This is a genomic window from Alteromonas sp. Cnat3-28, from assembly GCF_022348265.1.
Taxonomy (GTDB): Bacteria; Pseudomonadota; Gammaproteobacteria; order Enterobacterales; family Alteromonadaceae; genus Alteromonas; species Alteromonas macleodii.
On the sequence record NZ_JAKREY010000030.1, the window covers coordinates 1 to 26,999 of the forward strand.

Annotated in this window: 18 protein-coding genes, 1 rRNA gene and 1 pseudogene; 7 read left to right on the top strand and 13 right to left on the bottom strand. The window is 44.8% G+C overall.

The genetic code is table 11. The features are described 5' to 3' along the window. The first annotated feature begins 7 nt into the window (after positions 1-7). Positions 8-123 (top strand): 5S ribosomal RNA (rrf, locus tag MHM87_RS18775). 99 nt (positions 124-222) lie between these two features. Here the strand turns inward: rrf and MHM87_RS18780 are convergent. The 3 genes from MHM87_RS18780 to MHM87_RS18790 all read right to left on the bottom strand — a co-directional run bounded on the left by MHM87_RS18780 (position 223) and on the right by MHM87_RS18790 (position 5,581). Then, positions 223-1,962, bottom strand: coding sequence for an AMP-binding protein (locus MHM87_RS18780; protein ID WP_239260657.1), 1,740 nt, complete (start codon positions 1,960-1,962; stop codon positions 223-225). 368 nt (positions 1,963-2,330) lie between these two features. Next, a complete protein-coding gene (locus MHM87_RS18785; protein ID WP_014977404.1) occupies positions 2,331-2,909 on the bottom strand; it encodes a hypothetical protein in 579 nt (192 codons plus the stop codon). A 302-nt stretch (positions 2,910-3,211) separates the two neighbouring features. Beyond that, positions 3,212-5,581, bottom strand: a complete 2,370-nt coding sequence (locus MHM87_RS18790; RefSeq protein ID WP_275443930.1) for a DNA polymerase II — start codon at positions 5,579-5,581, stop codon at positions 3,212-3,214. Positions 5,582-5,882: 301 nt separating this feature from the next. Between MHM87_RS18790 and MHM87_RS18795 the strand changes: the two genes are divergently transcribed. Next, positions 5,883-6,914, top strand: coding sequence for an MBL fold metallo-hydrolase (locus tag MHM87_RS18795; protein ID WP_187447789.1), 1,032 nt, complete (start codon positions 5,883-5,885; stop codon positions 6,912-6,914). Between the two features lie 69 nt (positions 6,915-6,983). Here the strand turns inward: MHM87_RS18795 and MHM87_RS18800 are convergent, their stop codons facing one another. The 6 genes from MHM87_RS18800 to MHM87_RS18825 form a co-directional block, all read right to left on the bottom strand. Continuing rightward, the gene (locus MHM87_RS18800; RefSeq protein ID WP_239260659.1) at positions 6,984-8,312 is read right to left on the bottom strand and encodes an ATP-binding protein; all 1,329 of its coding nucleotides are present in this window, start codon (positions 8,310-8,312) and stop codon (positions 6,984-6,986) included. Further along, entirely contained in the window at positions 8,312-8,896 is a 585-nt protein-coding gene (locus MHM87_RS18805) for a chemotaxis protein CheX (RefSeq protein ID WP_014949492.1), read from the bottom strand. Before MHM87_RS18805 ends, MHM87_RS18800 begins: the two co-directional genes overlap by 1 nt. Further along, positions 8,893-9,258 (bottom strand): response regulator, encoded by a 366-nt coding sequence (locus MHM87_RS18810; protein ID WP_014949491.1) that lies wholly within the window; start codon positions 9,256-9,258, stop codon positions 8,893-8,895. The genes MHM87_RS18805 and MHM87_RS18810 overlap by 4 nt, the downstream gene beginning before the upstream one ends. A gap of 267 nt (positions 9,259-9,525) precedes the next feature. After that, a complete protein-coding gene (locus tag MHM87_RS18815; RefSeq protein WP_239260661.1) occupies positions 9,526-10,701 on the bottom strand; it encodes a histidinol-phosphate transaminase in 1,176 nt (391 codons plus the stop codon). A gap of 19 nt (positions 10,702-10,720) precedes the next feature. Beyond that, positions 10,721-11,542, bottom strand: a complete 822-nt coding sequence (locus tag MHM87_RS18820; protein WP_014949489.1) for a sulfite exporter TauE/SafE family protein — start codon at positions 11,540-11,542, stop codon at positions 10,721-10,723. 116 nt (positions 11,543-11,658) lie between these two features. Beyond that, complete coding sequence (locus MHM87_RS18825; protein WP_110288090.1) at positions 11,659-14,307, bottom strand: TonB-dependent receptor; 2,649 nt, start codon at positions 14,305-14,307, stop codon at positions 11,659-11,661. 401 nt (positions 14,308-14,708) lie between these two features. Between MHM87_RS18825 and MHM87_RS18830 the strand changes: the two genes are divergently transcribed. Then, entirely contained in the window at positions 14,709-15,689 is a 981-nt protein-coding gene (locus tag MHM87_RS18830) for a LysR family transcriptional regulator (protein WP_014977398.1), read from the top strand. Between the two features lie 80 nt (positions 15,690-15,769). Here MHM87_RS18830 and MHM87_RS18835 read toward each other — a convergent pair whose 3' ends face one another. Beyond that, positions 15,770-16,480, bottom strand: coding sequence for an endonuclease/exonuclease/phosphatase family protein (locus tag MHM87_RS18835; RefSeq protein WP_014949486.1), 711 nt, complete (start codon positions 16,478-16,480; stop codon positions 15,770-15,772). Further along, on the bottom strand, positions 16,468-18,684 hold the full coding sequence (locus MHM87_RS18840; protein WP_014977396.1) for a VTT domain-containing protein: 2,217 nt from the start codon (positions 18,682-18,684) through the stop codon (positions 16,468-16,470). The genes MHM87_RS18835 and MHM87_RS18840 overlap by 13 nt, the downstream gene beginning before the upstream one ends. 240 nt (positions 18,685-18,924) lie before the next feature. Here MHM87_RS18840 and MHM87_RS18845 point away from each other — a divergent pair. Next, positions 18,925-19,101 (top strand): annotated as a pseudogene (locus tag MHM87_RS18845) (methyl-accepting chemotaxis protein); the annotation flags it as partial. A gap of 84 nt (positions 19,102-19,185) precedes the next feature. Here the strand turns inward: MHM87_RS18845 and MHM87_RS18850 are convergent. Continuing rightward, the gene (locus tag MHM87_RS18850) at positions 19,186-19,782 is read right to left on the bottom strand and encodes a porin family protein (RefSeq protein ID WP_014949483.1); all 597 of its coding nucleotides are present in this window, start codon (positions 19,780-19,782) and stop codon (positions 19,186-19,188) included. 514 nt (positions 19,783-20,296) lie between these two features. On the opposite strand from MHM87_RS18850, the gene katG reads away from it, so the two are divergent. Both katG and MHM87_RS18860 read left to right on the top strand, forming a co-directional pair. Next, on the top strand, positions 20,297-22,597 hold the full coding sequence (gene katG / locus MHM87_RS18855) for a catalase/peroxidase HPI (RefSeq protein ID WP_239260663.1): 2,301 nt from the start codon (positions 20,297-20,299) through the stop codon (positions 22,595-22,597). 212 nt (positions 22,598-22,809) lie between these two features. After that, the gene (locus MHM87_RS18860; protein ID WP_239260664.1) at positions 22,810-23,295 is read left to right on the top strand and encodes a hypothetical protein; all 486 of its coding nucleotides are present in this window, start codon (positions 22,810-22,812) and stop codon (positions 23,293-23,295) included. A 48-nt stretch (positions 23,296-23,343) separates the two neighbouring features. Here the strand turns inward: MHM87_RS18860 and MHM87_RS18865 are convergent, their stop codons facing one another. Next, the gene (locus MHM87_RS18865; protein ID WP_075176721.1) at positions 23,344-24,669 is read right to left on the bottom strand and encodes a mechanosensitive ion channel domain-containing protein; all 1,326 of its coding nucleotides are present in this window, start codon (positions 24,667-24,669) and stop codon (positions 23,344-23,346) included. A gap of 722 nt (positions 24,670-25,391) precedes the next feature. Between MHM87_RS18865 and MHM87_RS18870 the strand changes: the two genes are divergently transcribed. Further along, the gene (locus tag MHM87_RS18870; protein ID WP_239260666.1) at positions 25,392-26,843 is read left to right on the top strand and encodes a DEAD/DEAH box helicase; all 1,452 of its coding nucleotides are present in this window, start codon (positions 25,392-25,394) and stop codon (positions 26,841-26,843) included. Positions 26,844-26,999: the final 156 nt, after the last annotated feature.

Consider the following 26,999-nt stretch of genomic DNA (forward strand, 5'->3'; position numbering starts at 1 on the left):
AGTTTTTCCTGGCAGCCATAGCGATACGGTACCACCTGACTCCATTCCGAACTCAGAAGTGAAACGTATTAGCGCCGATGGTAGTGTGGGGTTTCCCCATGTGAGAGTAGGACACTGCCAGGTCCCATTAAAAGAAACCCGCCTAACGGCGGGTTTTTTGCGTTTGGAAGAAAAAAAATAGTGGGGTCAGAGTCACGACTCTGACCCCACTATTTGCTGGGATTATGCTTCGGTTTGTAGGGCTTGCTTCTTCAGTGTTTCTATCATGTATTCGCGCATTTTAAACTTCTGAAGCTTCCCTGTTACTGTCATTGGGTACTCTTTCACAACGCTGATGTATTTGGGTACTTTAAAGTAGGCTAGTTTGGATTTAAGGTAGTCGCGTATCTGATCTTCGTCAATATGTCGATTTTCCTTTGCCTTAATCCATAGGCATACTTGCTCGCCATATTTGTTGTCAGGAATACCAAAGACAGCGGCGTCTGACACATCCGCATGTTGATATAAGACTTCTTCAATTTCTCGTGGATAAATATTCTCGCCGCCGCGAATAATCATGTCCTTTATTCTACCAACAATAGTGACATAGCCTTCTTCGTCCATTTCTCCAAGATCTCCAGAATGGAGCCAACCTTCATCGTCTATGGTGGCTTTGGTCTTAACCTCATCACCCCAATAACCTTTCATTACACAGTAGCCTCTCGCGCAAATCTCACCCGGTTCTCCAATAGGCACCGTATTGCCTTGGGGATCTATGATCTTCACTTCTGTATGGGGCATAGCGCGCCCTACAGTTTTGACCTGCTTTTCAAATGGCGAGTCAATGTCAGTAATATGATTGATAGGGCTACACTCTGTCTGACCATAACCTATGACGACTTCTGTCATATGAAATTCACTATGGACCTTTCGCATGAGCTCTTCTGGACAGGTACTACCTGCCATGACACCTGTCCTTAGTGTTGATAGATCAAAGCTCTTGAAGTTGGATAGTTCGAGCTCGGCAATAAACATGGTTGGTACGCCATGTAATCCCGTGCACTTTTCTTCTTCTACTGTACGGAGTGTTGTCTCAGGGTCGAATGACTCCCCGGGGAATACTGCACATGCACCTGATGCTAAGCAAACTAAGTTGCCCAATACCATTCCAAAGCAGTGATAAAGCGGTACGGGAATACAAAGTTTGTCTTTGTGTGTGAACCTCATTGCTTGTGATACTAATAACCCATTATTTAGAATGTTTCGGTGCGTTAACGTTGCGCCTTTCGGATTTCCCGTGGTGCCGGAGGTAAACTGAATATTGATGTTATCATTCGCGCTAAGGTTCGATTCAACGGCCTCCAACTGAGATTTAAGCGCTTCCGTTGGTTCTATTTGCAATGCAGAAAAAGCCTGTAATCCTTCTACAGGCTTATCGCCAATAGTGTATACATATTTAAGTGAAGGCAACTTAGCAAGCGTTAGAGGACGCCTTGGTGTGTTCTTATCTTGGCTGTCTATTTCTGGCGCAAGCTCTTTCAACATGGCGACGTAATTTGACTGCTTAAATGACTGCGCCATGACTAAGTATTTTACGGAAACGTTATTAATAGCAAACGCTAATTCATCAGGGCGATAAGCAGGGTTCAGGCATACCATGATCGCCCCGATTCGCGCAGTGGCCATCTGTACGATCGACCATTCGATATTGTTCGGAGACCATATACCCACACGGTCGCCAGGTTCTACACTGTTTGCAAGTAAGCCGCAAGCAACACGTTCTACTTCATACCAATACTGCTGATAGGTCCAGCTAACGTCTTGATGTTTTACAATAATCGCTGGGTTATCGCCATAATTGTCGACAACATTTTTGAAATACTGACCGATAGTGAGCGACGTCAGCTCAGCGTCATCAGAGCCAGTAAACTCACTTTTCTGAAGAGGGAGTAGTGAGTTCGGTGTAAATTTTGATTCCATCATATCTTGCCTCCATGCGCGTACGCATCTGATTTATATATAAATAATAGAGTTGGCTGTTTCGGCTTTTGGTTCCAAATAACCAATGGCAACAATTGCAGTAAATGCTGAATACGCAACGAGTAAAACAAATAATTCAATCTTTATTAACAATATTGTTGCAAACGGGTTTTGTCGACAAGATGTTAGTCGTATATGGGGTTATTCAACGATGAATTTGTGTGACTCGTCGTACACGCTGAAAGGAGAGTAATAACTAAAAGTGACAATGTATTTGATGTCTAAAGAAAATTGTCTCGACTTTAAAGAAACAAAAAAGCCTCCGACGAAGGAGGCTTCCTTAAAATTTTTACTTTACGAGAGGTGAGCGTCTATTCAGACTCAATACCTTCGAAGTAGGCACGATATTCCATACGGGTAACGTAAGAATCGCCATTTTCGTCCATCATCTCAAAGTCACCTTCGACATGTGCAACCTTTAACTCCTCGGCTGTAAGCTTACCGTCGCTGTCTACATCGATTTCAGTAAACTTATTGTCGGCTGTGGCTGACATTTCAGTACGAAGCTCCTTATTCTTCTCTGATATCATTTCACCGTCTGCTTTAGAGAATAATTCAGGGTTGCCCTTTTCCGAGAGTAGAGCGTCATTGGTGCCTTCAGTTTTCACCTGAGTAATGATGTCGTCGCTAAACATTGATGGTTTTTCATCAACAAACGTGTTGAATTCAACACGGCTAATCATGCTGTCACCATCGGTATCCATTTTTGCGAGAAGCTTACTGTCAATAACGCCAGAAGACTCTGAACCGACGATATAGCCGTTTCCATCCTTATCCATTGCGTTAAATCCCATCGAGATCTTCTCTTCGTGGTGGCCTGCTACTGCTGAAGCAGATAGTGTTGCAGCAATAACAGCACTGGTAATCATACTTAGTTTTGTGATCTTCATAATCAAATTCCTTCTGGCTTTTACAGTGAACTCGGGCGCTCAATTGCCCTAACCACTAGGTCCACAGACCTCAAAATAGGTGCAGATTGGAAGTAAGTTTCAATCTGACACCGCTAATGACTTACGTAATTCATTATTCATTGAATGTGCCAAATGCATAACTAACTGATTTAGTGAGGTAATAAAAATTTAAGGCGAGGTTTTCAATGTTATTGCTATGTTAAATTGTCGCAGTGTTTGCAAGATCTTCATACGTCAAACTTAAGCTGTTCTCAGATATAGATAGAACCCCATTAATGAGATTAAAACAGCGAGAGTTGATCGTTCGCTATTGTCTCAAAATTCAGGCCAATAAGAGGCAAGATACTATCGGCAATGGGTTGGATTTGCTTTTCAATATAGTGGTCATATTGAAGGGGGGCCGTGGCGGTTTCTGCTGTTTGAGGGCCCTGTACTGTAATAACATAAGCAATGGTAGTATTAAACTGATAGCGAAGTGGCAACCCCTGTTCTTTATAGTACTCGTCCGCTAATCGCGCTGCCTTTACGTGGGGAGGTAGCGACTTGGTATACGACGACAAAGGCTTTCGCAGCCGCTTTTTATAGACCAAAGCGTGATCCATTTCACCGGACTTTATCGCTGCTATCGTGCTATTTATGTAGTCTACAACAGGCTGTCCAGTAAACACTTTTTTGTACAGCTCGTACTGGAAGGTTTTAGCTAGTACCGTCCAATCAGAGCGGACATTTTCTAAGCCTTTAAAGACAAGTTCACCGCCCTTCATTCCTGCGTAACGTTTTTTGCTGCCTTCGGAAGAGCCTCGGATCGTCGGCATAAAAAACGTAGAAAAGTGAGATTCAAACTCAATTTCTAAGTGGCAATCAATGTCGAACTCACTTTTTAGTAACTCTGTCCACTTTCGATTAATAATGCTAGCGAGCTCAAGTCCAGTCTCTGGGGGCGTACCCAGTGCATCATTCCCTTCTACATGAACAAATGTTGAGTCGGTATCGCCGTAAATAACCGTATAGCCTAGTTCTTCAATCCAACCCGCAGTGGTTTGCATAATCTCGTGACCCCTTAATGTGATTGAGCTAGCCAGGCGAGGATCGTAGAAAGGGCAACCTCCACTACCAAGCACACCATAGAAGGAGTTCATTAATATTTTGATGGCCTGAGAGCGCGGTGCGTCATTCTGTTTTTTGGCTTCGTCGCGCTGAAGCCATAGGTTTTCAATGATGGAAGGTAGAAAATGAGATTCGCGGCTAAATACTGCGCCTTTAAAACCTTCTATCGCCGTGTGGGGGGACTTAAGCCCTTCTGCAAGTCCCAACGGATCGATTTTAAATGTACGAATGATGGAAGGATACAGGCTCTTAAAATCGAGGACTAAAACGTCTTTATATAAACCTGGCTGGGAACGCATGACATAGCCACCCGGACTAGCCAAGCCTCCATTTTCAGGTCTTACCCCCGCGACATAAGACTTGCGGTGAAGCTTAGGCAAGTACACATTTAAAAACGCGGCCACTGACCCTCCGGGGCGACTCATATCTAGGCCGGTAAGAATACTGCGCAGCGCCAGAAAATCGATAAATTGGGTTTTATCCTGAATGCGATTGACCAGTTCCGTGTCTTTAAAGTTATAGTTAGCGAGTGCAACAGGGTCGCTATGATAAAGACGCTTTATCGCTTCAAGCTTGTCTGCAGCCTGAATAAGCTTATTTTCGTCAAGCAGTTCTTCAGATACGTGATCGAGCGAGAACGACTCGAATTGATAAGTCATTGTTTTTAGTGCTTCGATACCATCAATGACGCATCGTCCTGGCACATCAACGAGGGTTTGATCCTCCCACTGTCTTACAGAAGCCTCTCTGCCATGGCGGCCGATAGCATACTTTAGCGAGTTAGCCCTAGCGCGGCGTTCAAGTACCGCCATATCGAACTGCTTAACATTCCAGCCTAAAATGATATCTGGGTCGTAGGATGTAAGATAAGAAAAAAATGCTTCAAGCAATACTTTTTCTGATTCAACGGTAATGAGCTCGTACGCGCTGTCTTCTTGTCCCTGCAATGTTTGCCCAACAAAATGTGGTGGGCATAGTAGCAGCACAACGTTGAGTCCTTCACCGGCTAACGCAATGCTAAAGAGTTCTTCATTATCATTGCATTCGATGTCTATGCTAAGTGATGTAAATGTGGTTCTGAATTGACAGGGTCTGATTTGCGCATTTTCTATAACGGTCTGTGACGTATCGTCGAAATCTTGCGGGGCCAGGAATTCCACCGCGCCATACACAAAGCGCTCCATCAAGTAGCGATCGGCAACGCGAATATCGGCTTCGTACAATACAATACTGCTTTCCTGCGCATGCTGGCGAAGCTGATGCATGTGTGATTCGGTTGCGGTTTTTACCGTCGCAACAGGAACTTGTTCCAGCGTGTGAAACCCGTCATCTGAAATACTGATCTTTGCAGAAATACGCTCGGCGATATTGCGTAAATCATTGGCGTGATCAACAGATACAAAGCAAGTGGGGTATTGGGGTGAAGAAATTAACCTAGCGGTGCTACTGGGCGTTTTAACCCATAGCTCAACATACACCTTGCCTCGCCGGGTAAACGTACTTTTATTGAGTATGAACCCTTGTTGTATTGTTGAGGCTGACATGAATCTAATTTACTAACCGGCTTTGTTGACGTTAATTTCTTTAAATAGCCTCATGGGCGTGTACGTTTTATAAACTCGCATTACCATTATCTGTTCAATAACTGGCGCAAAGGTGTAATAAAAATGCGCTACCACTGTGCACGAGAAACGGCAGTAGGCTTAGTATAACGTTTGTTATCACCTACTCCTATAGATCTCTATTCGACAGATATGTTTGTTTTTGTAAGCAGCGCGAGTTAAAACGAAAACGTACAGTCTTTGTGCACGTTAGACCATGCACGATAGAAAAGGTGAGGGCGATATGGAATATCTATTCGATAAACAGGTAGAGCCGGGCGAGCTAATAGAAGTGGCCGATGGTGTTCTTTGGCTAACAATGCCGCTTCCATTTGAACTTGACCACATAAATTTGTACCTGATCCGCGGTGAAGGCGGTTGGGTGGTCATTGATACTGGCATAGGAACGTCCACCACCAAAGCGCTGTGGGAGCGTATATTCAAGCAATTAGACGGGCCAATAGTTGGTGTCATCGTTACGCACTTACATCCTGATCATGTAGGGTTAGCGGGCTGGATAGCCGACACGTATAATGTTCCCTTTTATATGTCTCAAACTGAGTACTTTACTGCCAGAGCGTTTGCGGCAGGAAGAAATGGCGCAACGAATGACCGGGATGTGCAATACTACCAACGAGCAGGTTTAGACGAATCCATGATCGCAAAGCTTACTTCTGGTGAAGGCAACGGCTACAGCAGCGTCGTTTCACCACTACCTATTAGCTACACACGTCTAAAGCATGGTATGACGCTGTCGCTTGGCGGTAACGAATGGCAGATCATCATTGGCCGCGGCCACTCTCCTGAGCATGCGTGCCTTTACAATAAGCAAAAAAATATTCTCATATCAGGCGATCATATTTTGCCGATTATCACGCCAAACATTGGCGCCTACTCAACAGAGCCTGATGCCAACACCTTAGACGACTACCTTTCTACGCTGCCGCAATTCAAGAATTTGCCCAAAGATGCGACAGTATTACCTGCTCACAAGCTACCCTTTATCGGCCTGCATGAGCGAGTAGATTCGCTTATTGCTCATCATCACGAGCACCTAAAAGCACTGTTAAATGCTTGCGAGCAACCTCAAACGGTCGTAGAGCTATTACCGGTTATGTTTAAGCGCAAGCTCTCTAGTCGCAACATGGTGTTTGCAGTAGCAGAGTGTTTGTCTCACCTTAATTACTTGCTTAATGAAGGAGCCATTTCGCGGACGTTAAACAGCAAGGGTGTGTATACATTTAAAGCCTGTGAAGTAAAAAAGCTTGCTTGTTAGTTCAGTCAGAGGACATACAAACAGAGTGAGGATTAACAACGTCTGACTCTGTACTGGGCTATCTGTTTTCTAGGCCGTTTGAGAGTTTTCCGTTTCGTTTTCTTTATTCTCTTCATTATCTTCACTGGACGGGGGCTGTGCTGCAGGCTGTTTCGGAATGGTGATCTCTACCACGGTTCCTTTTGCCTCTTTGCTGCTAATAGATATTTTACCTTGATGTTGTTCAATGGCGATGTAAGCCACAGAAAGGCCCAGCCCTTGGCCTTGCCCTTCGGGCTTTGTAGTAAAGAAGGGTTCAAAGACTCGCTTTAGATGTTTTGTAGGAATACCGCAACCCGAGTCCAGTATTTTGATGGTCACCAACGTAGGTGAATCGAGCACAGTAAGTTTAATGAAGCCCCTATCTTCTATGGCCTGCGCTGCATTTATCATGACGTTCATTAGCGCCTGTTTCAGCGGCCCAGGGTTTCCCATTACCTCCACTTTCTCTAATTCACATTCAAATTTATATTGGGGCGTGCTGTACTGGGCGGAAATAAGCGTGATCAGCTGGTGACACACGGCGCAGATATCTACTATCTGCACGCCTTCGGTAGTCTCCAGCGAAAAGTTCTTAAGGTTTTCGACGATGTCTTTTACGCGGGTAAGACCGTCTGTCGATTCGGCAATTAGCTCAGTAATATCGTCCTTTAACAAGTCGTAGTGATTAGACTCAAACAGTGCGTCAATCTGCTCTTTAAGTTCGTCGGTGAAGTGTTCGAGTTGCCCCTGAACGCCATCACAAATCGCAATAAGGTGAGTTGCGTATTGCTCAAGTGTATTGAGGTTAGCGCTCACAAAACCAATAGGGTTATTAATTTCGTGGGCTATCCCCGCCGCTAGCTGACCAGTAGAAGCCATTTTCTCTGCTTGAATAAGCTGACTTTGTGCGGTATCGAGTTTGCGAATTAACTTTTTTTGCGCTTCGTGTTCTTTTTTCAGCGCTTCTGAAAGCTTTTGCTGGGCTCTAAAATAGCTAGCTTGGGCGGTCACATCTTGGAGAAAAATACACGCCAATTTTTGCCCTGTGTTTTTGTCTTTAATGGGCAAGATTTCCATGTTTTGATACATCTGTGTTTCTTCACCCGTTATAGGGCGAGAGCTCTTGAACGGAAAGATGTGGGGGCGTTGTTCCCAATAGCTAAAGCTAGGATGCTGCAGTACAAAAACTGACTTTAGTCTACGTTTTAGAAACTTACCTTGTCCTTGAAATAACTCAACAACTGGCGTTTCTTTATAGCAGTCGCGCATATTGTGAGGAAGTCGATCTAAAAAGAAGTCGTTTAGATAAACAACCTTAAAGCTCTCATCGACTATACCAATTCCGACAGGTAATTTACCTACCAGTTGTTCAAACATTATGCGAGTAACTCATCCAATGTGTCTTTCATGCGTGCAAGAGACTCATCGTCTAAGCAGAAAACAACGCGCATGCTAAACGACGAGATCGCGATAATAAACTGCACTTCCATCACTAAGCTGTGCTGCCATTGCAACTCATCGAAGTTCGCTTTATCAGGCAAGAATAACGTGGGCATGTTCAAGTTAGTGGTAAGCTCCAGCTGGTCGGAAAGACCAGCCAAACACGCACCTGCCAAAATGTTACAAAGCTCCAAGATAATCTCTTGAATGTCTTCTTTGCTTAATGGTTCATCGTAATCCATTAACGTTGCGACCTCACTTAATCCAGCTTGAGATAGCACAGACATCACTTCGCCGTGTACGTCGCCTAAAAAAGACTGACGGGTATAGAAAGCGTCTTCGGTTTCAAATAAGAGACTGTAAAGCTGGGTGGGAGTAACCGCTGAGATTTTTGGGATAGAAATATCAATTTTGGTTTCAATTAACTGCGCAAGAGAGTTAGCCGCTTGCCCCATGGAAATATTTAGGAGTTCTTGAAGGGCATCTCTTTGCTCTTCGTCTAGTGGTAGTACAATGCTCATAGATACCCCAACTCAAACAACGACATTGCTAATTCTTCTTTATCAAGCGGTTTGCGTAAAAAGCGCTTTGCCCCCAGAGACATGACAATTTTCTGTTTTTCTGGCTGAAAGTCAGCGCTAATCACAATTACATTTGGGGCGTCGGGCCTTTGGTGCAAGAATTCCAACACACCAACGCCGTCAACTTCTGGCATGGTTAGGTCTAAAAGTACCAATGCAAATTCACTTTCTGACAGCGCATTTATGGCTTCTTGCCCGTTTGTTGCTTCGGTGATGTCATACTCTAAATCTTGCGGAAGTGAGCGAATCACACTACGCCTCGACAACTTAGAATCATCAGCTACTAATACAGAAATTGACATTTAGAGCCTCCTAGAGCGGCATTTAATGCGATGCCTTTTTAGTAAAGTATGTGCAACTTTAGCGTTACTGCAACAATACCGTAAAAATTTTCCAATCAGCGTATTCTTTGAGCAGTGGCGCTTTAAAATGAGTATATGACAGAAGTGACTTTTATGCGTATTAGACTTTTAGTTGAAAATGACTAGGAGAGTAAACGAGGAAGTAGCAGAAAATTTAAGTCTATAAGTAGCGAGGTGTGCATCGGCCGACAATGCACACCCTTGCAGCTAAGTATTTTGCATAGTGTACATTTTTTCAAGTGCACTGGGCATGGCATCAACATAGCGTTTTACATCGCCAATTTTTCCCATACTTACGCGAGACCAGTTGTCGTACGTACGGTAGATTCCTCTAATCAGCACGTCCTGTTCAGCCATGGCTTGGCGGAAGTACTCTGCGTTGCCGTCACCTAAATTAACAAAAATAAAGTTAGTACTAGAAGGTAGCGCTGTCAATCCATTTGCTTTTACTGCGTCCATAACCATAGATTTACCTTCATAAATTTTCTCTTTAGAGAAAGTTAAAAAGGCATCGTCATTGTAGCTGGCGATAGCCGCGGCAAGGCCTGCTTGATTCAATGTATAGCCGCCCATGCCATAGCGATTGATCCACTCAGTGTTTTCCTCTGATGCGATTAAATAGCCCACGCGCATACCTGCTAAGCCATAAATCTTTGAGAAGGTTCTCGCTACAATGACATTATGACCAGCTTTAACGAGCGGAATCATTGAATGCTTAGGAGGCTCATCGATAAGCTCGTTATATGCCTCGTCGACCAACACCAGTGTTTTTTTAGATGCTTTTATGCAGAATTCGCGAAGCTTATTCGGATCGAGCACTTTTCCCGTTGGATTGTTCGGGTTACAAATGTGCACCATACCAATAGAGTCGTCTATTGCGGCGTACATGGCATCAAGGTCAATATCAAGCTCTGCCGTATTAGCAATTCTCACTATTTCTGGCGCACCTTGTTTTTCAGGTGCTTTAGACGTGGTGTCCCAAAAAAGGTCCGGGCCCAGAATTTTTCCGTTCTTGCTGGCCGCAAGGGCGGCGTAGGAAAGAATAGGGCTTGAACCGGCGCTCAAAGAAATGTGCTTTCGAGTAATGTCATAGCGCTCGGCAATCATATCCAATAGTGTCATAGCGGCAGGATAAGCATAGTAGGCTCCACCTTCCGCCGATGCTTTTGCGATAGCGTCTAGCGCTTTCGGGCTCGGCCCAAACGGGTTTTCATTGGCATTGAGCTTTGCAACCCCAGGCTTTGGTCCATACATAACAGACGATGGGGAGGCGCTTGCGCTAACAGATTGGGCGCTCACAAGGTGACTTATGCCACTCGCACCTATTGCTGACGCTGCAACTGTGCCACCAATAAACAAGCGTCTTGAACGGTTATAACTCACGGGTTGTCTCCTTCTTCTTTTAAATGGCTTTATAGAACATTGCGCTAGAAACAATGACGAGATAGATGCCAAATAAGCGCTTTAGCTTCTTTTCACTGAAGTTGTGCGCCATTTTGGCTCCGATTGGAGCGGTAAAGATTGCCCCAATACTGATAGCAATAAGCGCAGGTATATTGATGTAGCCAATAGTGCCTACCGGCAACGAGGCGGTTTCAGGGTGCTTCATAAACAAAAAGCCAATGGCCCCTGGAAGCCCGATAAGAAAGCCGACGCCTGCGGCGGTCGCGACAGCCTGTTGAATGGTGCGCTGGCACATCACCATAGTGATTACTGTTGGCGTACCGCCGCCTATGCCAAGCAGAGCAGAGAAACCACCCAGAACAAACGCCAAAACCGCTTTGCCTATGCCTTTAGGCATATCGAAAACAAGCCCGGGTCTTACAACGAACTCAGGGAAAAGGAAGTATACGGAGTAAAGTAGAACACCAGCGGCGAACACGACCGTTAAACCATTGGCGCTGGAGTTGTTTGCGATGAGCAGCCCGCCACCAACGCCAAGAATAAGCCAAATACTCCACGAGCGAAGAATGTCAAAATCCACCGCACCTTTAGCGCGATGCGCCATCACTGACCGAGCGCTTGATACAACAATGGATGCCAATGATGTTCCGATGGCTACCTTAACGAGGGCTTCTGATGGAGGAGTAAAAAACGGAAAAACAGCGAGAAGAGCAGGCACGACAACAAACCCCCCGCCATTACCAAACAGACCTGCCGTGATACCTGCAATGGCACCAGTTATACACAAAGTAACTACAAACCACAGTAGCTCTATTTCCATTTGCTTTTTACTCCGCATGAAACAGCTTTAAACATGAATGACCTTTTAAGTTTTTCTTATATACAGTTAACTACATACACAAACACCGACTTATGTCGGTGTTTGCAAGGAGCCAGTTAAAAACGGGCTGCAAGTCGGGTGTAGTAATATCCTCCCTGCCAATCAACCACCGAGGCAGAGTCATAGACTTCACCGCAACAGGCGTCGCCGTTAGTACTCACATCTGGGTAATTGTCGAAGAGATTTCTTACCCCCACTGACAGGGTGAGGTTTTCGTTAATAAGATAGGAGCCCTCTATATCGAACATATATTCGTCACCAAAGGTTTGAATATTCGTGGCGTTTACCCCGTCATCGCTTCCCGCATTTTCGTATTCGCCAAAATAGCTAAGACGTGCAACGGCAGACCACACGTCGTAACTGTGGGTAACTGAGAAAACACCACGCATTTCGGGGCGGCCATTTTCAAAGTCGAACTGATCCTCAGCGTTCAAGTATTCACTCGGATCAGAATCGAACTCTGTTTTGTTGTAATTCACAGAGCCGGTTAGCACGGTTGCGCCATACTTCGATTCCATCTTGTAAGTAGCAACAACGTCCACGCCCTCGGTTACGGTATCGAAAGCATTTTGGAAGAAGAACACACCACCAATGGACTCGGCGCCAGAAACATTGGCACCTGCTAGGGCTAGATAGTTTTGGTAGGCGTCATAACCGTCTGCTTGAGGATCGGTAACGACAGTGGTGGAAACATCTCGGGTAGACACAGAGTAAAGGCGGTCTTCAAGCTTGATGTTGTAGTAATCAACAGTGAGCGTTAAATCGCCATAGTTCGCAGTCATGCCCAGCGTAAAGTTGGTCGATTTTTCGGGTGAAAGCTCGTTGGCACCAAGCGCCTGCGCTACTTCGCCGCCGGCTGGGAACAAACCTGTTGCTACTGGGAAGCCATCGGGCAAACGTGTAGATACGTTGGTGGTGCCTTGCTGACCTGGAGTAGGAGCTCTAAAGCCAGTGCCAAAAGACGACCTAAAGCCTACTTCATCACTAAACTGATAGAACCCTGCTACTTTGTATACTACTTCTGAGCCAAAATCAGAATAGTCTTCATAACGCAGCGCAGCCTGAGCAAACAGCTCGTCTGTAATGTCACCAGAGATATCCGTGTATACCGCATATGAGTCACGCTCGTATGAGCCCGAATAGTCTGGTGAATAGCCAGGGAAGCCGTTGGAGCCAACGCCTACAACAGTATAAACGGCGTCTACTCCAGCGAATCCATCATCTTCAACCCCATCGTCGTTACTGTCAGCACTGGTGTAGTTGGCACAATTCAGAGTTGAACCGTTAGCAATGACAGCAGCGCCCAGTGCCGTAGTGGTGTAGTCGTCGTTACAAAACTCCCAAGGGTCGGATGTGGCGTAAGAGCCTGCAAAATAGGAACTTAGCTCGCCTTCAGATATTTCGTATGACTCGTCTAAGTAACTTGCACCGAAGGCAAGAACATACTGGTTCAAGTCATAGGTGAAGTCAGCTTGAATCTGTGTTTCTTCGTTGGTTAAGTCACCCGGCTTAAATGAAGTAGGTGACTCGTTACCCAGTGACGGGTTAATGGTATTGGCTAGTGTGTAAGAGATTTCATTATTGCCGTAACGACCACTGATATCATAAGTAAGGTCGCCCGACATGCCCTTAACACCACCAACAAATGAGTAGTCAGTCACATCACCGAAGAAACGAGGCGTGAAGCCACCGGGGAAAAACTCTAGCGGGTTCCAGATTGAACCGTCCTCAAGTCGAATGTCTTCAATGGTGCCATTGCCTGGATAGCGATAATAAAATGAACCGTCACCTTCACTTTCTGAATAGTTACCGAATGCGTAGAGTTCAAGTTCACTGGATAGTGCGTAACCGGCGTTAAAGAAAACACGCGTCCCGCTTGTATTTGGTTGCCCCCATGGTTGGACTACGTCTGAACCATGAACGCTGTTGGCCATGGCCGTAGCATCAGCGATGTATTGATCTGACTGGTCATCCACACAGAACCATGGCTCACAATATTGCTCACCACGAAAGGTGGCTTCGCTGTCAGAATATTCGGCTGAAATACTGAAAAAGCCATCGTCGCCTAACGCGAAACCTTTATTCCCAGTAACGGTAATTTGATCGCCATCTCCTTCGTAGTAGCTGCCGTAGTCGGCAGTGAACGAGCCGCCTTCGGTGTTATTTTTTAATTGAAAGTTGATAACACCTGCAATGGCATCTGAGCCATATTGCGCAGCTGCACCGTCGCGCAACACTTCAACACTTTGAATTGCTGCGGTTGGAATAGTTGCGATGTCTGGCCCCTGTGTGCCAGAACCGCCAATTGAAACAAGTGCGGCCCTGTGACGTCGTTTAGAGTTAACCAAAACAAGTGTTTTGTCGGTGGGCATACCTCGAAGCGTTGCTGGACGGATAAATGTTCCGCCGTCGGAAATGGGTTGACGGCCTACGGAATAAGAGGGAACGAGTGTCATAAGGACATTGTTCATATCGGTAAACGCAACGGCTTCAACGTCTTCGGCGGTGAGTACATCAACCGGTACAGGAGAGCTGGTTACTGAACGCGGTGCACCGCGGGCACCAACAACGGCAATGCGTTCTAGGTCTTTGGCTTCTGTGGTTTCTTCAGTCACTTCTTGCGCCTGTACAAGCAATGAAGTAGTGAAAAGTGTTAATCCGGTAAGTGCGTAACGTACTGCAGTGTGGAGCTTTTTCTGTTTCATTTGTGTTCCCAATCGTGCTTATTGCTACTTAGTTTTGTGGGTGTGGATTATTAAAATCTGCACTCTTTTTAGGCACGCACGAGCACTACTTTGATGCGAGAAGCATCTTGTTATTGTTGTCTAGCCACTCGTGTACAAGAACAAGGCTAAAAACTCTTTGGCTTTGCAGGAAGAAAGAAGATTATTCAGGGGTATAAGAAAAATATTGAGCTGTCTCACAGGGCGCTAATTTAATGCTATTAGACTTAAGTATGGGGGAAGACAAGATTTTCATGCCCCACTGCTTTTAGCCCATTTTTACAATTTTGCTTCATATAACTTAATGGAATGGCATATTCGTTGCTGCCGTCTTCATTAAACCGTTCCCGTTCTAGAACTCACCACTTTTGTAAGGAGGGCAAGTGCATTCAAAACAGCTGCATTATTTTGTTATGACTGTGCGTAAGGGTAGTATTGCTGCGGCAGCGAGAGCATTGGATATCGCTCAACCCGCCATTAGTCAGCAGTTAGCAAGTTTAGAAAGAGAGATGAAAGCGACGCTGCTTGAAAGAAGTTTTTCGGGAGTAAACCTAACATCGGCGGGCGAAGTTTTTTATAAACATGCATTAAAGCTGCTAACCGAAATAGACAACGTTAAGGCCGCATTGGAAGCCTTTCAAACCGGACAAAAGAAGGTAGTAAAAATAGGCATGCTACCGTCAATCGGCAATGTGCTTTCTTTACCGCTGCTCACGGAAATAACGGCGAACCATAAAGGGCTCAAAGTCGAAATCAGCACTGGACCGTCTTACACCATTAATGATTGGCTTGAGTCAAAGCAGGTGGATGTTGCGCTTACTTATCAGCAAGCTGTCGACCCTAAATTCATGCGAGTCACACCGCTAATTCAAGAAGATCTTCATTTGGTTTTTTCTGCTTCCTCATCGTGTGAACAATACGCCAAGCTTCGAGATAGAACGACGATCCGTTTTTGGGAAATCAGTGAATTACCTTTGCTGTCACCGGGTAACAAAGATGCATTGGGTCAACTAATTGCTGACTATGAAAAAGCAACGGGCGTTAGTTTGCAGCACGATTTGGCTTATTCTGGACAACTCATGACTGGCCTTAGGCAAGTTATGCAGGGAGAAGGCGTGATGATCCTTCCTACATCAGCTATTTTTCATTTAAAGGAGTCTGGCCTAGTTTCATCACTGAAAATAACACAGCCAGAAATGCAGCGTACTGTACTCGCTGCGACAAACAAAAGTGCAAAGACGCTGCTAGATAGCAGTCCGATCATTGATATTCTCAGAAAAGTAGTGGCTCAAGAAAACGCACTGAAACACTGGTGCGGTACGTTAGAGTTTGCCGCTTCATCGTTCATAGCGCAACCTGCATAGCACTGTGCCAACACAAAATGATGCTAAATCTCGCGTACGACGAGAATAATGCAACCCGTTAAGTGCAAAAGAGCACTGGGTTAGTCGTTCTGGGGCAGTTCAATATCAACAAGCACTGGTAAATGATCTGACAAGATTCGAGTTTTCGCATTTTTTAATTTTCTGCACGCTTTTACCTTGATGTCGTCAGACACCCATACTCTATCAAGTGCAAATACAGGAAAGTGGCTTGGAAATGTTGCCCCCACTTTTTGCTGTAATAGCAATTCGTTAAGTGCTTTAAACGCTTTTGAGAAAAACTGCCACTCGTTGAAATCACCGGCTAGAACTAGAGGGATTTGCTTCTCTTTCATCTTCAAAGAAAGGTGCTCATGAAGCAAAGAAAACTGTGAGCGACGTTCTAGCTTCTTAAGCCCCTTATGGGTATTCACCACCGTAAGGGGGGTCTTCTCTGTCTTGAGCTCTACAATCTGAACATTTCTAGGCTGTCGCCCGTTTTGGCTGACATCCAGTGTATCGTGCGCTAATACGTCAAAGCGAGTTAGGATGGCGTTGCCATACCAGCCATCAGATTCCCTAATGGCTGGTGATGGAATGAGCTTAAACGTGTTTTCAGCGCAGATATCTTTAACGTCCTGTGCTGTACTTCGCTCAGAGGGACGAGTATCCATTTCTTGCAGCAGCACCACGTCGGCGCCACTGTTTGCCAAGAATTGCCCTATGCGTTTGTAATCGTGCTTTTTGTCTCTACCTATTCCGCTGTGAATGTTGTAGGTCACTATGCGGCACATTTCTCTACCTCATCTTTGTCACTATTATCACTGGCAGTATCTTGATTCCCCGACTCCTTCCGAGCTTGGTAGTAGCGGGCAAATTTTTGCGAGCCCCAAATCATAAGGCCCCATAAAACGATACCGCCAACTAAATAGCTAATGGTTTCCACAGAAGGATTTTGCCAAATTTGTGCTATCGAATCACCCACAAGCCCTTTCGCAATCATGGGCGGGAACATGCCTAAAAATGTCCCTACTAAAAACTGGAAAATGCCAATAGATGAGATACCCGCTACCAAATTCACCAAACTAAAGGGCGCTACAGGCAACATTCGAATGGCCGCGACGCCAACGATTCCGCTACGCTTTAGTTTTTCATCAACGGCAGCTACCTTTGGACCACCAATTTTTCTAAGCCCCGCGTTGCCTGATAGCTTGCCTATTCCAAACATGATTGCAGAGCTCATTAGTGCTCCCATGATGCCGTAGATGGGCCCCCATATAGGGCCAAAAATAGCAGCCACAGCAAGTGACAGTACAGTGACCGGGAAGAATAAAACGCCGCCGACCACATAAACCAGCAACACGGTAGGCAGAGCAAAGTAGGTTCCACGACTTTTCTCTAAAAAGGCGTTAATGCTGTCGGAACTTAACCATGGTATGGACTGGCTAGCCCAAAACATAAGCCCGCCAAGAACAGCAATGATGGCAAGACCAATCAAAATCATAATACTGCGACGTCTTGGGTTACGTGCAGGCATAGCAGCTCCATCAAAAGTTGGCACCGAAATAAGGGGTTCTTCAGGGTCAGATAACGCTCTGAACACATTCTTAACGGATTGTTCGGTAAACACCTCATCGCGAACTTCGGTAAGTACGTAGCCGTGTGCTATCTGATCCTGCATTAATGCTTCAACCGGATATTCATTGTTGAATAACGCTGGCATTGCATCAATATCGCGTCCCGTGTGCTCTGCGAGTAAGTCGTTTCTCACTTGCTCAATACACGCCTGATTGTCTTTGGTGTTACCAAACAACACCGTGTCGATTTCGGTGTCTAGCGTCATTGAGCGATTACTCAAGTTTGATGACCCGATAACAAGGTATTTGTTATCAATGGTCATCACTTTGGAGTGGATGCGCTTGTATGCCTTGCGGCCTTGCATGTCTTCAATTGAAGAATAAGTCAGTTTTACTCGCTTAGGGTCAATCCCTTTTTCTAAAATTTCCTTGAATTCTATGCGGCTTGCCCAAAATGCTTCGCACTCAAACTTACCTTTTGGCTCGTAGGAACTTACGATAATGACCGAAAGATTAGGTTTCAGTTTGAGCTGCTTATTCAGCGCTTCAGCGATCTCCTGACGCGTTGTAAATTGATTCTCAATGTAGATTACAGACTCTGCTTCACCGATAAGATCAAGCAGCATATGACGTACCTCTTGAGCAGGCTCGACCTCATCCATAAATGGAATTGTTCTGGCAAGTGCACACTCTACGTCTTCAAAAAGGGGAGGATAATCTTGTGGCCAAGCATCAGGCAACGGGGCATTTTCATCAATGCGCGCGTCCTCGCGGATATCAATAGGTGAAGAGTCAGCAACACGCTGCCACCTCCATCGAACTAATTTTGAAAAGTCGGCTACTACAGGTCCACTTGATACCATTTGCACATCATGAAGAGGTCCATACTCCCCATCAGGCCCATCACGCTCTTCTGAAACTACGGGATGGTCACGAGTATCCCAGCGGTTAGTGGATACATCCATTCCACCTGAGAATACGAGTTCATCATCGATAACCACAATTTTTTGGTGCTGACTTCCGCCCATCGGAATCGTGTCATCGAGCTCGGTTTGCACATTGTCTGGAGTTTTTTCTTCCCACACTTCCTTTGCCCACATTTCGCGCTGCGCGAAAAAGGCTAGCGATGAGTCCCAACGTAGCAGGTAAATTTTAATGTCAGGATTTTGCTCAGCTTTCCACTTAAGTAAATCACTTATTACGCTCGGCGCTTCACTGTTCGCTTCGTCGTCGCCTCGCAGCAAACGAATGCGGCTATCTATATCCCATCCCACAATGAAGATACTGTGCTTAGCTTTAACGATAGAGCTGTGCAAGGCTTTATAATAGTTTCCGCAATCTATCAAAGGTGTAGAAAAGCGAGCCTTGCTCTCTACCCAACAGTTTTGACCGGGTTGAAATACACTCTTTCCTGATTGCATGTGACGTTTCCTATTTATTCATTTTTCACTATTTGTATTCTGTTGCAGAATTTGTACCTCTATAAAACGTAAGAGCGAAAAATGTAAGTAAATGATTTTTATTGATAATTAGAGTTTTTGAGCTCGTGTGTAAGATGTATCAGTTTGCAATGTGTAATATTTTCACTGTAAAACGAGTTTAATATTCACAGTTGGAAAAACAGGCCTTAGATAAATTAAGTTTTATCCGAAGACTATTAAGCGATAGAAGCGGCACGAGCAGGTGAAATGGGAAGAGGGTTTGCGGTTGTGGCTGATGAAGTACGAACGTTAGCAGGTAACTCCCAGTCCTCATCCAATGAAATTGACAACTTAGTTAAAACGACAGTGTCAAAAATTGAGGAACTGGCGCAGCTCATCCAGAAAATAGATGGGTAGCAAAAAGTAAAAAGCCTTGGCTGTGTTGCCAAGGCTTTAGCATTCTCATTAAGTCACGTTGCTAAACGTGAGGCAACCAATGTCTTAGAAACGATACTCAACACCAATACTGGCTTGCTTAAGATCGGTTTCAAAATCGGTGTCGTCGATGTCATCAAACGCTTCGTCTGCATCAAGCTCTGTATCATAAACAGTGTACTCGGCGTTTACTAAAAAGTTACTAGTAATCGCGTAGCTTAGACCTGCGCCTACAAACAAGCTTTCGTCATCGTTATCACGTGAAACGCCAGCAAAGTTATATTCGGTTTCTGACCAAAGTTGACCTGCTTTCGCGTAGAGAGAAAAACGCTCTGTTAATGGAAGAATACCCTTGATCGCCGCTGTGTAGCCGTCTGTTTCAGCACCTGCAAGGTCGTTACCGTAATCACCAAAATCGATGTAACCACCTTCAATTGCAATCCACTCATTGAATTTATATCCAACAAGGCCTTGCCAAACATCTTTGTCATCGTCAAAGTCATCTTCACCTTCAACGCGTAGGTAACCGTAATTACCACCTACATAAAAACCACTGTCTTTTGCTTCAATTTGATTTGATTGAGCATGCGCACCGAATGAAGCCATAGCACTGATAGAGGCAACAGCTGCAAGTCCGGTAAGTGTCTTAAGTGTGTTTTTCATAAGTTCATCCTCATTACTTCTTTAACATTCCATCGACTTCTTATCTGAAGTTAATGCGTCTTTAATTGCATCATCTCTGTATCAATTGCTGTGCCATGGTAGAAATTGCAGAATGTATTTCAATTAGATGAAAACTTTACATAAACCGGCACTTTTTAGTTGGTTATTTAGCCGCTTATAGAAAGTATGGAAAAGTTTCACTCTTCAAAAAGCGAAAAAATTTCCCAATCTCTGAAAGAGATTCACAGATCTAGCTCATTTTCCGCATTACATGGTTCTACTGAGCGACAGTCGATTACGTCATAAAGTGAACTGGGTTTTTAAGGTATTGAAATTAATCAACTTTTCATTGATTGGATTTTCTAATCAGTTGAATTCATTTTATCAACTGTAAATATTCTCTAAGCCTGTCTATCTTTTAACTGCTTATGAGGTAAACAAAATGTTAACAAATTAGTGGTGTGATTCGCACTCACGCTTTGGTAACTACAACAAACTCAGACGGGAAAAGACCATGACTATAAACAGGTTTAAAAAAACCACAGTATCAGTACTTGTTGCCCTATCGCTTGGTGCAACAGGGGCTATTGCCAACGATCAAATTAGTAAGCCTGCGGGTGCTAAAGGCACGGGCACTGCTAAAGCTTTTCAAGCGAAAAATAATCAATTTTGGTGGCCTGATCAGCTCGATCTCTCTCCGTTAAGAGATCACGATAATCGCTCAAACCCACTAGGTGATGATTTCAGTTATGCAAAGGCATTCGCTAAGCTAGATCTCGACCAAGTAAAAAAAGATGTTAATGAGCTACTCACTACTTCTCAAGATTGGTGGCCGGCCGACTTCGGAAATTATGGTCCTTTCTTCATTCGACTTTCATGGCACAGTGCAGGTACCTATCGTACGCTAGATGGTCGTGGCGGTGGTGACGGTGGTCAAATGCGTTTTGATCCGCTGAACAGCTGGCCAGACAACGGAAACCTTGATAAAGCGCGTCGCTTGCTTTGGCCTATTAAGCAAAAGTACGGTGAAAGTTTATCTTGGGGCGACTTAATGATCCTTGCGGGTACCGTAGGCATGGAAAACATGGGCTTTGACACCTATGGATTTGCGGGTGGTCGTACCGACGACTGGGAACCTGACATGGTTTATTGGGGCCCAGAAGTGGAAATGCTTGCGAGCGATCGTGAAGAGCGCGACGGTAAGCTTCAGCGCCCGTTGGGGGCAACGCACATGGGCTTGATCTATGTTAACCCTGAAGGCCCTAAAGGTGTGCCTGATCCGATGGGATCTGCGAAAAATATTCGCACTGCATTCGGCCGTATGGCGATGAATGATGAAGAGACCGTTGCGCTAATAGCGGGTGGTCATACATTTGGAAAAATGCACGGCGCACACAAGCCTGCTGATTGTTTAGAAGCTGAGCCAGGTGGTGCAGGCCTAGAAGAGCAGGGACTAGGTTGGAAGAATAATTGCGGTAAAGGCAATGCAGAAGACACAGTAACGAGCGGTTTGGAAGGTGCTTGGACACAGCTACCTACTAAATGGACGAGCCTATATCTTCAAAACTTATTGGGCTTTGAGTGGAAGCAAACTCGCAGTCCTGCTGGCGCTATCCAGTGGATCCCTACCGATGAATCGCTTCATAAATCAGTACCAGATGCTCACGTAGAAGGTAAGAAAAATCCTCCTGTGATGACTACAGCTGACTTGGCGCTTAAGTATGATCCAGAGTATCGAAAAATTGCCGAGCGCTTCTTAGCGGATCCCAAAGAGTATCAAACGGCATTTGCTAAAGCGTGGTTCAAGCTAACTCACCGTGATATGGGTCCTAAGGCACGTTACTTGGGTAACGATATCCCAGAAGAGAACTTCATCTGGCAAGATCCAGTGCCTAAAGCTGACTATAAAGCGATCTCTGAAAAAGACGTTAAGAAACTTAAAGCTGACATCTTAGACAGTGGCTTAACCGTTCAGCAACTTGTGAAAACAGCATGGGCGGCAGCATCTAGCTTCCGAGCATCTGATTTACGCGGTGGAGCGAACGGTGCTCGTATTGCCCTTGAACCGCAAATGAATTGGGAAGCCAACGAGCCTGAAACCGTTCAAGCCGTTGTTTCTAAGCTTAAAGAGATGCAAGAAGACTACAATTCACGCATGTTTTCTAAGAAGAAAGTGTCTCTTGCTGACCTCATTGTGATTGGCGGTGCGGCAGCAATTGAAAAAGCAGCGGCAGATGCTGGCGTCAAGGTTACTGTGCCAGTGGTTCCGGGTCGAACTGATGCTACGCAAGAGCAAACAGACGTTAATTCGTTTTCATTGTTAGAGCCAACAGCCGATGCGTTTAGAAACTATTACAACGCAGAAGCTAGCTATCGTTCGCCAACCGACATGCTGGTAGACAAAGCCGATCAGCTTAATCTAACAGTACCAGAAATGACTGTTTTGCTTGGTGGTTTGCGTTCATTGGGAGCAAACACAGGTGGCACTAGCCACGGTGTATTTACTGACAAAGTAGGCACACTTAACAACGATTTCTTCGTAACGCTTCTTGATATGGGCGTTAAGTGGAGAAAAACAGATAACCCGTCGGTATATGAAGGTGTAAACAGAACTACTGGTGAAGTTATGTATACAGGTACGCCTGTAGACCTGGTCTTTGGATCAAACAGTGAGCTGCGTGCAGTGGCCGAAGTTTATGCCTACGACAACGCGAAAAGCCGTTTTGTTAAAGACTTCGTCGACGCTTGGACCAAAGTGATGACGCTAGACCGTTTCGATTTACGTCACGATCTAAACGCCAGCTTGGGTAAATAGATGCGGTATAACTGCTATCGCGAATTAGCTTAACAACTAATTCTCAATAGACATAAAAACTAAAAGGGCGCTTCCGCGCCCTTTTTAATTGATTTCTATAAGTTGTGTTATGAATTCTTAATGTGATTAAAACGCCCGCGAGACCATCGTAAACCCATCTTGAATTCGATACACTGAACCTTTATTTTTTTCTTCTACAGACAATTACCACAATGGCTAGTCTTCAACGAACGTTGGTCAATTTAGAAATGCTAAGCGACGATATTAATGCACTTCACGTCGACGCACTTAATACGCACGCCCACATTAAGCTTTTACACAATGTGTTGAATGAGCTAGAGAACGCCGAGCAATTTGTTGCCTTAGAAACAGAGGCCAGTTTCCAAAAGTCGTTATCTGGCTCACTGTTTGAGAACATATTTGAACGAAAGCGTATGGTAGGTGTTTACATAAAGCTGGTGGGCTTTGTTATTACAGCGTGGGAAGCGACCAATAAAGCGAATGCAATCATCAGTGAAAACTTCGATTCAAGTGCCGATAAGCGATTGGAGTTACTGCAGGTAAAAGCAATAAAAGCCAAATCTCAATTAAAAACCGTAGCGTCAGCGATGGGCAAAGAAGACTATGCAAAGTTTGTCCAGACGTTAGGTCTGTCTGCCCAAGAGTGGCAATGGGATACACTTCGCGCTAGGTTTTAGCCAGCGCGAAGGTATGACCGAAAGCACTCATTTCATGAGCGAGTTTAGCTACGGTGTGGTATTTCGAATACCAATGCCTTGTTCGTTGATAACTCTTACTTCGCGTTGAGGGAACGGTATTTCAATGTTGTGCTCGCGTAATGTTTCAAACACAGTAAGCAGCAAATCGCCACCCACGCGGTTTTTACCATCGTCCACCCCTTCCATCCAAAACTCAACGAACATGTTAACGCCAGAGTCGCCAAAGCTATCTATTTCACAGTCAGGCAGCTCTTCAAATGGAACATCGTCGCCACTGATCACCTGCGGGTGTTCCGATACTGCCTCTTTAATAATCTCTACCATCGCGCGGATATCAGTTTTATAGGCGACAGAAAAGTCGATGCGGTAACGTTGTTTTTGGTTTTTGTGTGTCCAGTTTATTAGCAAGGAGCTGATAAACTTTTCGTTAGGCACCAGTACATCTTTACCGTCATAAGTTTCTAATACGGCATAGCGCATTTTAAATTCTCTGACGATACCTTTCTGCCCGTCTTCCAATTCAACGTAATCGCCTACGGTCAACGATTTATCCAACAGAATAATGATGCCCGAAATGAAGTTTGATGCGATGGACTGCAGACCTAAGCCTAAACCCACACCTACTGCACCTCCGAACACGGCCAATGCGGTAAGATTAATTCCCATGACGTTAAGCAATAAAAGAAACACCACACAGAACAGGGCAACTTCAAACAGCTTTGCGAACACTTCTTTGGTAGAAACGTCGAGCGACTTATGGTTTCGAATAATATCTTGACCAATGGCGTTCGAGCTGCGGCCTAGCCAGAACAGCAAGCCACCAAACAATAGCACTCTTGTTACGCCATACGCTGATATTTCAACATTGCCGACTGATATTGCCATTGACTCCAATGCTGAAGTTATCAGCGGAAGCACGCCAACTAAGTGTAAAAATAGGATAGGTAAACCCACCCATCGCATAAACGCTGCAATGGTGTTGTTTTCGACAAAACCAGTAATCAAGGAATTAACAAACAGCATTAGTGCTACAACAACGGCTATTTCCAATAGCCATGCATCAAACTGAAATTGCGCCCCCAACACGGTAGTAAGCTTTAGCATACTGATGGTGATAAGCGGGAATAGTGCCTCACCCAGATTGTATAAAAAGCCGTGCATAGTATGTGCGCCTTGCTGTGGCTTTTCTCGGGTAAACTTAAATGGCTTTTTTACTTGTCGTGCAAGCAAAAACGCAACGCAATAAATAATTGCGATTGTTGTAAGCTGGATAACAAAGCTGTCAGACATCACCGATGCTTTGACTAAAGCCAACTTTTCCTCAAAGTGCTGGGTTAAACTATCAACATTCATGTTTTCTACTTCACTTGTTTACCACACTGCAGCAGCGTGGATGTAATTTGAGCGTGGAATAACTGCGCGCTTTTTATCTGTTATAACAAATATGGTAAAGCTTTTTTTATCTATCCAACAGAAATTGGCTATCAAGTTGACTTTAATTTCAAAGGTTTTGAGGTGTTTTTACGTAGAAGAGTCCTGTTTAACTTGTTTTTTTAACGCACACTTTTAAAAGCTAAATGTCTTAAGGTATTGATAAATATAATTAAACTCTGTTACTTGAAAAGTTTACGTTTCTAGGTCGCAAAATTCGTATTAAATAGATATTTATCGTTTTGATAAAAATATAAATATAACAATATCTCTCCTAAAAATGAGGGAAGACAGTACGGTTTAAGACCATTCCCTTAGTGCGAAAAGCCGATAATACTTCCCATGCTCTTAAGCTATGTAAATCGGAACTTATTAAGTGAAACGTCAGACAGGCTTAACTAGATTTTGAACAAAAAATGCGCTGGTGGCTTTCGGCTTTTAGTGGTAGACTCCGCGCGCAATTTGTAAGAGTAAACACCTACGTTCTTTTCTTGATGTCAAACACCAATAAGCCAAGTTGGCAATGGCGTATCTCTTTAGGTTTTCCCAGTAATCTATAACCCCCACGGTTAGCAATAAAGCACTAACGCTTATACCTTTGCGGTATGCAATTTTTTATAAATACCTATGACAGGAGTTTATTAATGTCATTTACCCAATTAGGGCTCGCTGAACCCTTGTTAAAAGCTATTGAAAAACGAGGGTTTAGTACACCATCACCAATCCAGGAAAAGGCAATACCAGAAGTATTGCAAGGAAAGGATGTGTTGGCAGCTGCGCAAACGGGAACAGGGAAAACTGCAGGATTTGGACTTCCTATTTTACAGAGATTGATGGAAGGACAACCTGTATCTGGCAACAATGTTCGGGCACTTATCTTAACACCCACGCGAGAACTTGCTGCTCAGGTAGAAGAGAGCATCAGAGCGTTCAGCGAGTTTTTGCCGTTAAAAACTGCCGTGGTATTTGGTGGTGTAGGGATTAATCCTCAAATGATGAAGCTGCGTAAAGGTGTAGATGTGTTAATCGCTACGCCTGGACGATTGCTTGACCTCTACCAGCAAAACGCTGTTAAGTTTTCTCAGCTTGAAGTGTTGGTATTGGATGAAGCCGACAGAATGCTTGATATGGGCTTTATTCACGACATTAAGAGAGTATTGAAGCTATTGCCACAAGAGCGCCAAAGCTTACTGTTTTCAGCCACGTTTTCTGATGAAATCACTGCGCTGGCGAAAACAATAACGCGCAACCCTGTGAGTATTTCAACCGCGCCAGCCAATACCACGGTAGAAGCGGTTCAGCAGCACTTAGTGACCATTGATAAATCTAAAAAGACGACCGCGCTTATTTGTCTGATCAAACAGCAGAAGTGGGAGCAGGTGTTAGTATTTAGCCGCACGAAACACGGCGCTAACCGTATTGCAGAAAAGCTAACTCGGTCAAAAATTCCAAGTGCCGCGATTCACGGTAATAAAAGCCAAGGAGCGAGAACTAAAGCGCTTGCTGACTTTAAAAATGGCGCAATTAAAGTGCTGGTAGCTACCGATATCGCAGCACGCGGCATCGACATTAATGAATTGCCTATCGTTGTAAACCTAGACTTACCCAATACGGCTGCTGATTATGTTCACCGAATTGGTCGTACAGGGCGCGCAGGCGCTAGTGGACAGGCTTGGTCATTTGTATGTGCTGAAGAACTGCAAAACCTGAAAGATATTGAGACACTGATTCAAAAGCTGCTTCCTCGTGAAACGTTGGAAGGCTTCGAGCCTCAGCAAGCCGTGCCTGTTACCACGCTTTCTAAGCCTAAAAAGCCCAAGAAGCCGAAAAAGCCGAAAGCACCACAAGGTGAGAGCGGCAGCGAAGGTAAACGAAGTGGCGAGAATAAAAAGCCGGGTCAACGCCAAGGCAACCGTAGCGGAAACGGTAATCCGCGCGCAGGTAAATCGGATTCGCGCAACAATAGCAGTGGAAAGCCTGCAGGTCGAAGACGCTCAGGAAGTGAAGGAAGTGCCGCTAAACGACCAGCTAAGCGCAGAAGTAATCCGTCAAATAGCACCACTAATAATACGGCGTCAAACAGGGCAAAAGCGTAAACAGTTGAACTGTGCTTCATAATACCGAGTGACCCGTCCTAAGATAGGTTGACAGTTTTTAGGCCAGCTCCAGTAGCTGGCCTTTTTGTTTGTGCACCTGATTAGGAGTTTTCATATCCAAACTAAGGTGCGGCCTCATTTCGTTGTAAATCTTAA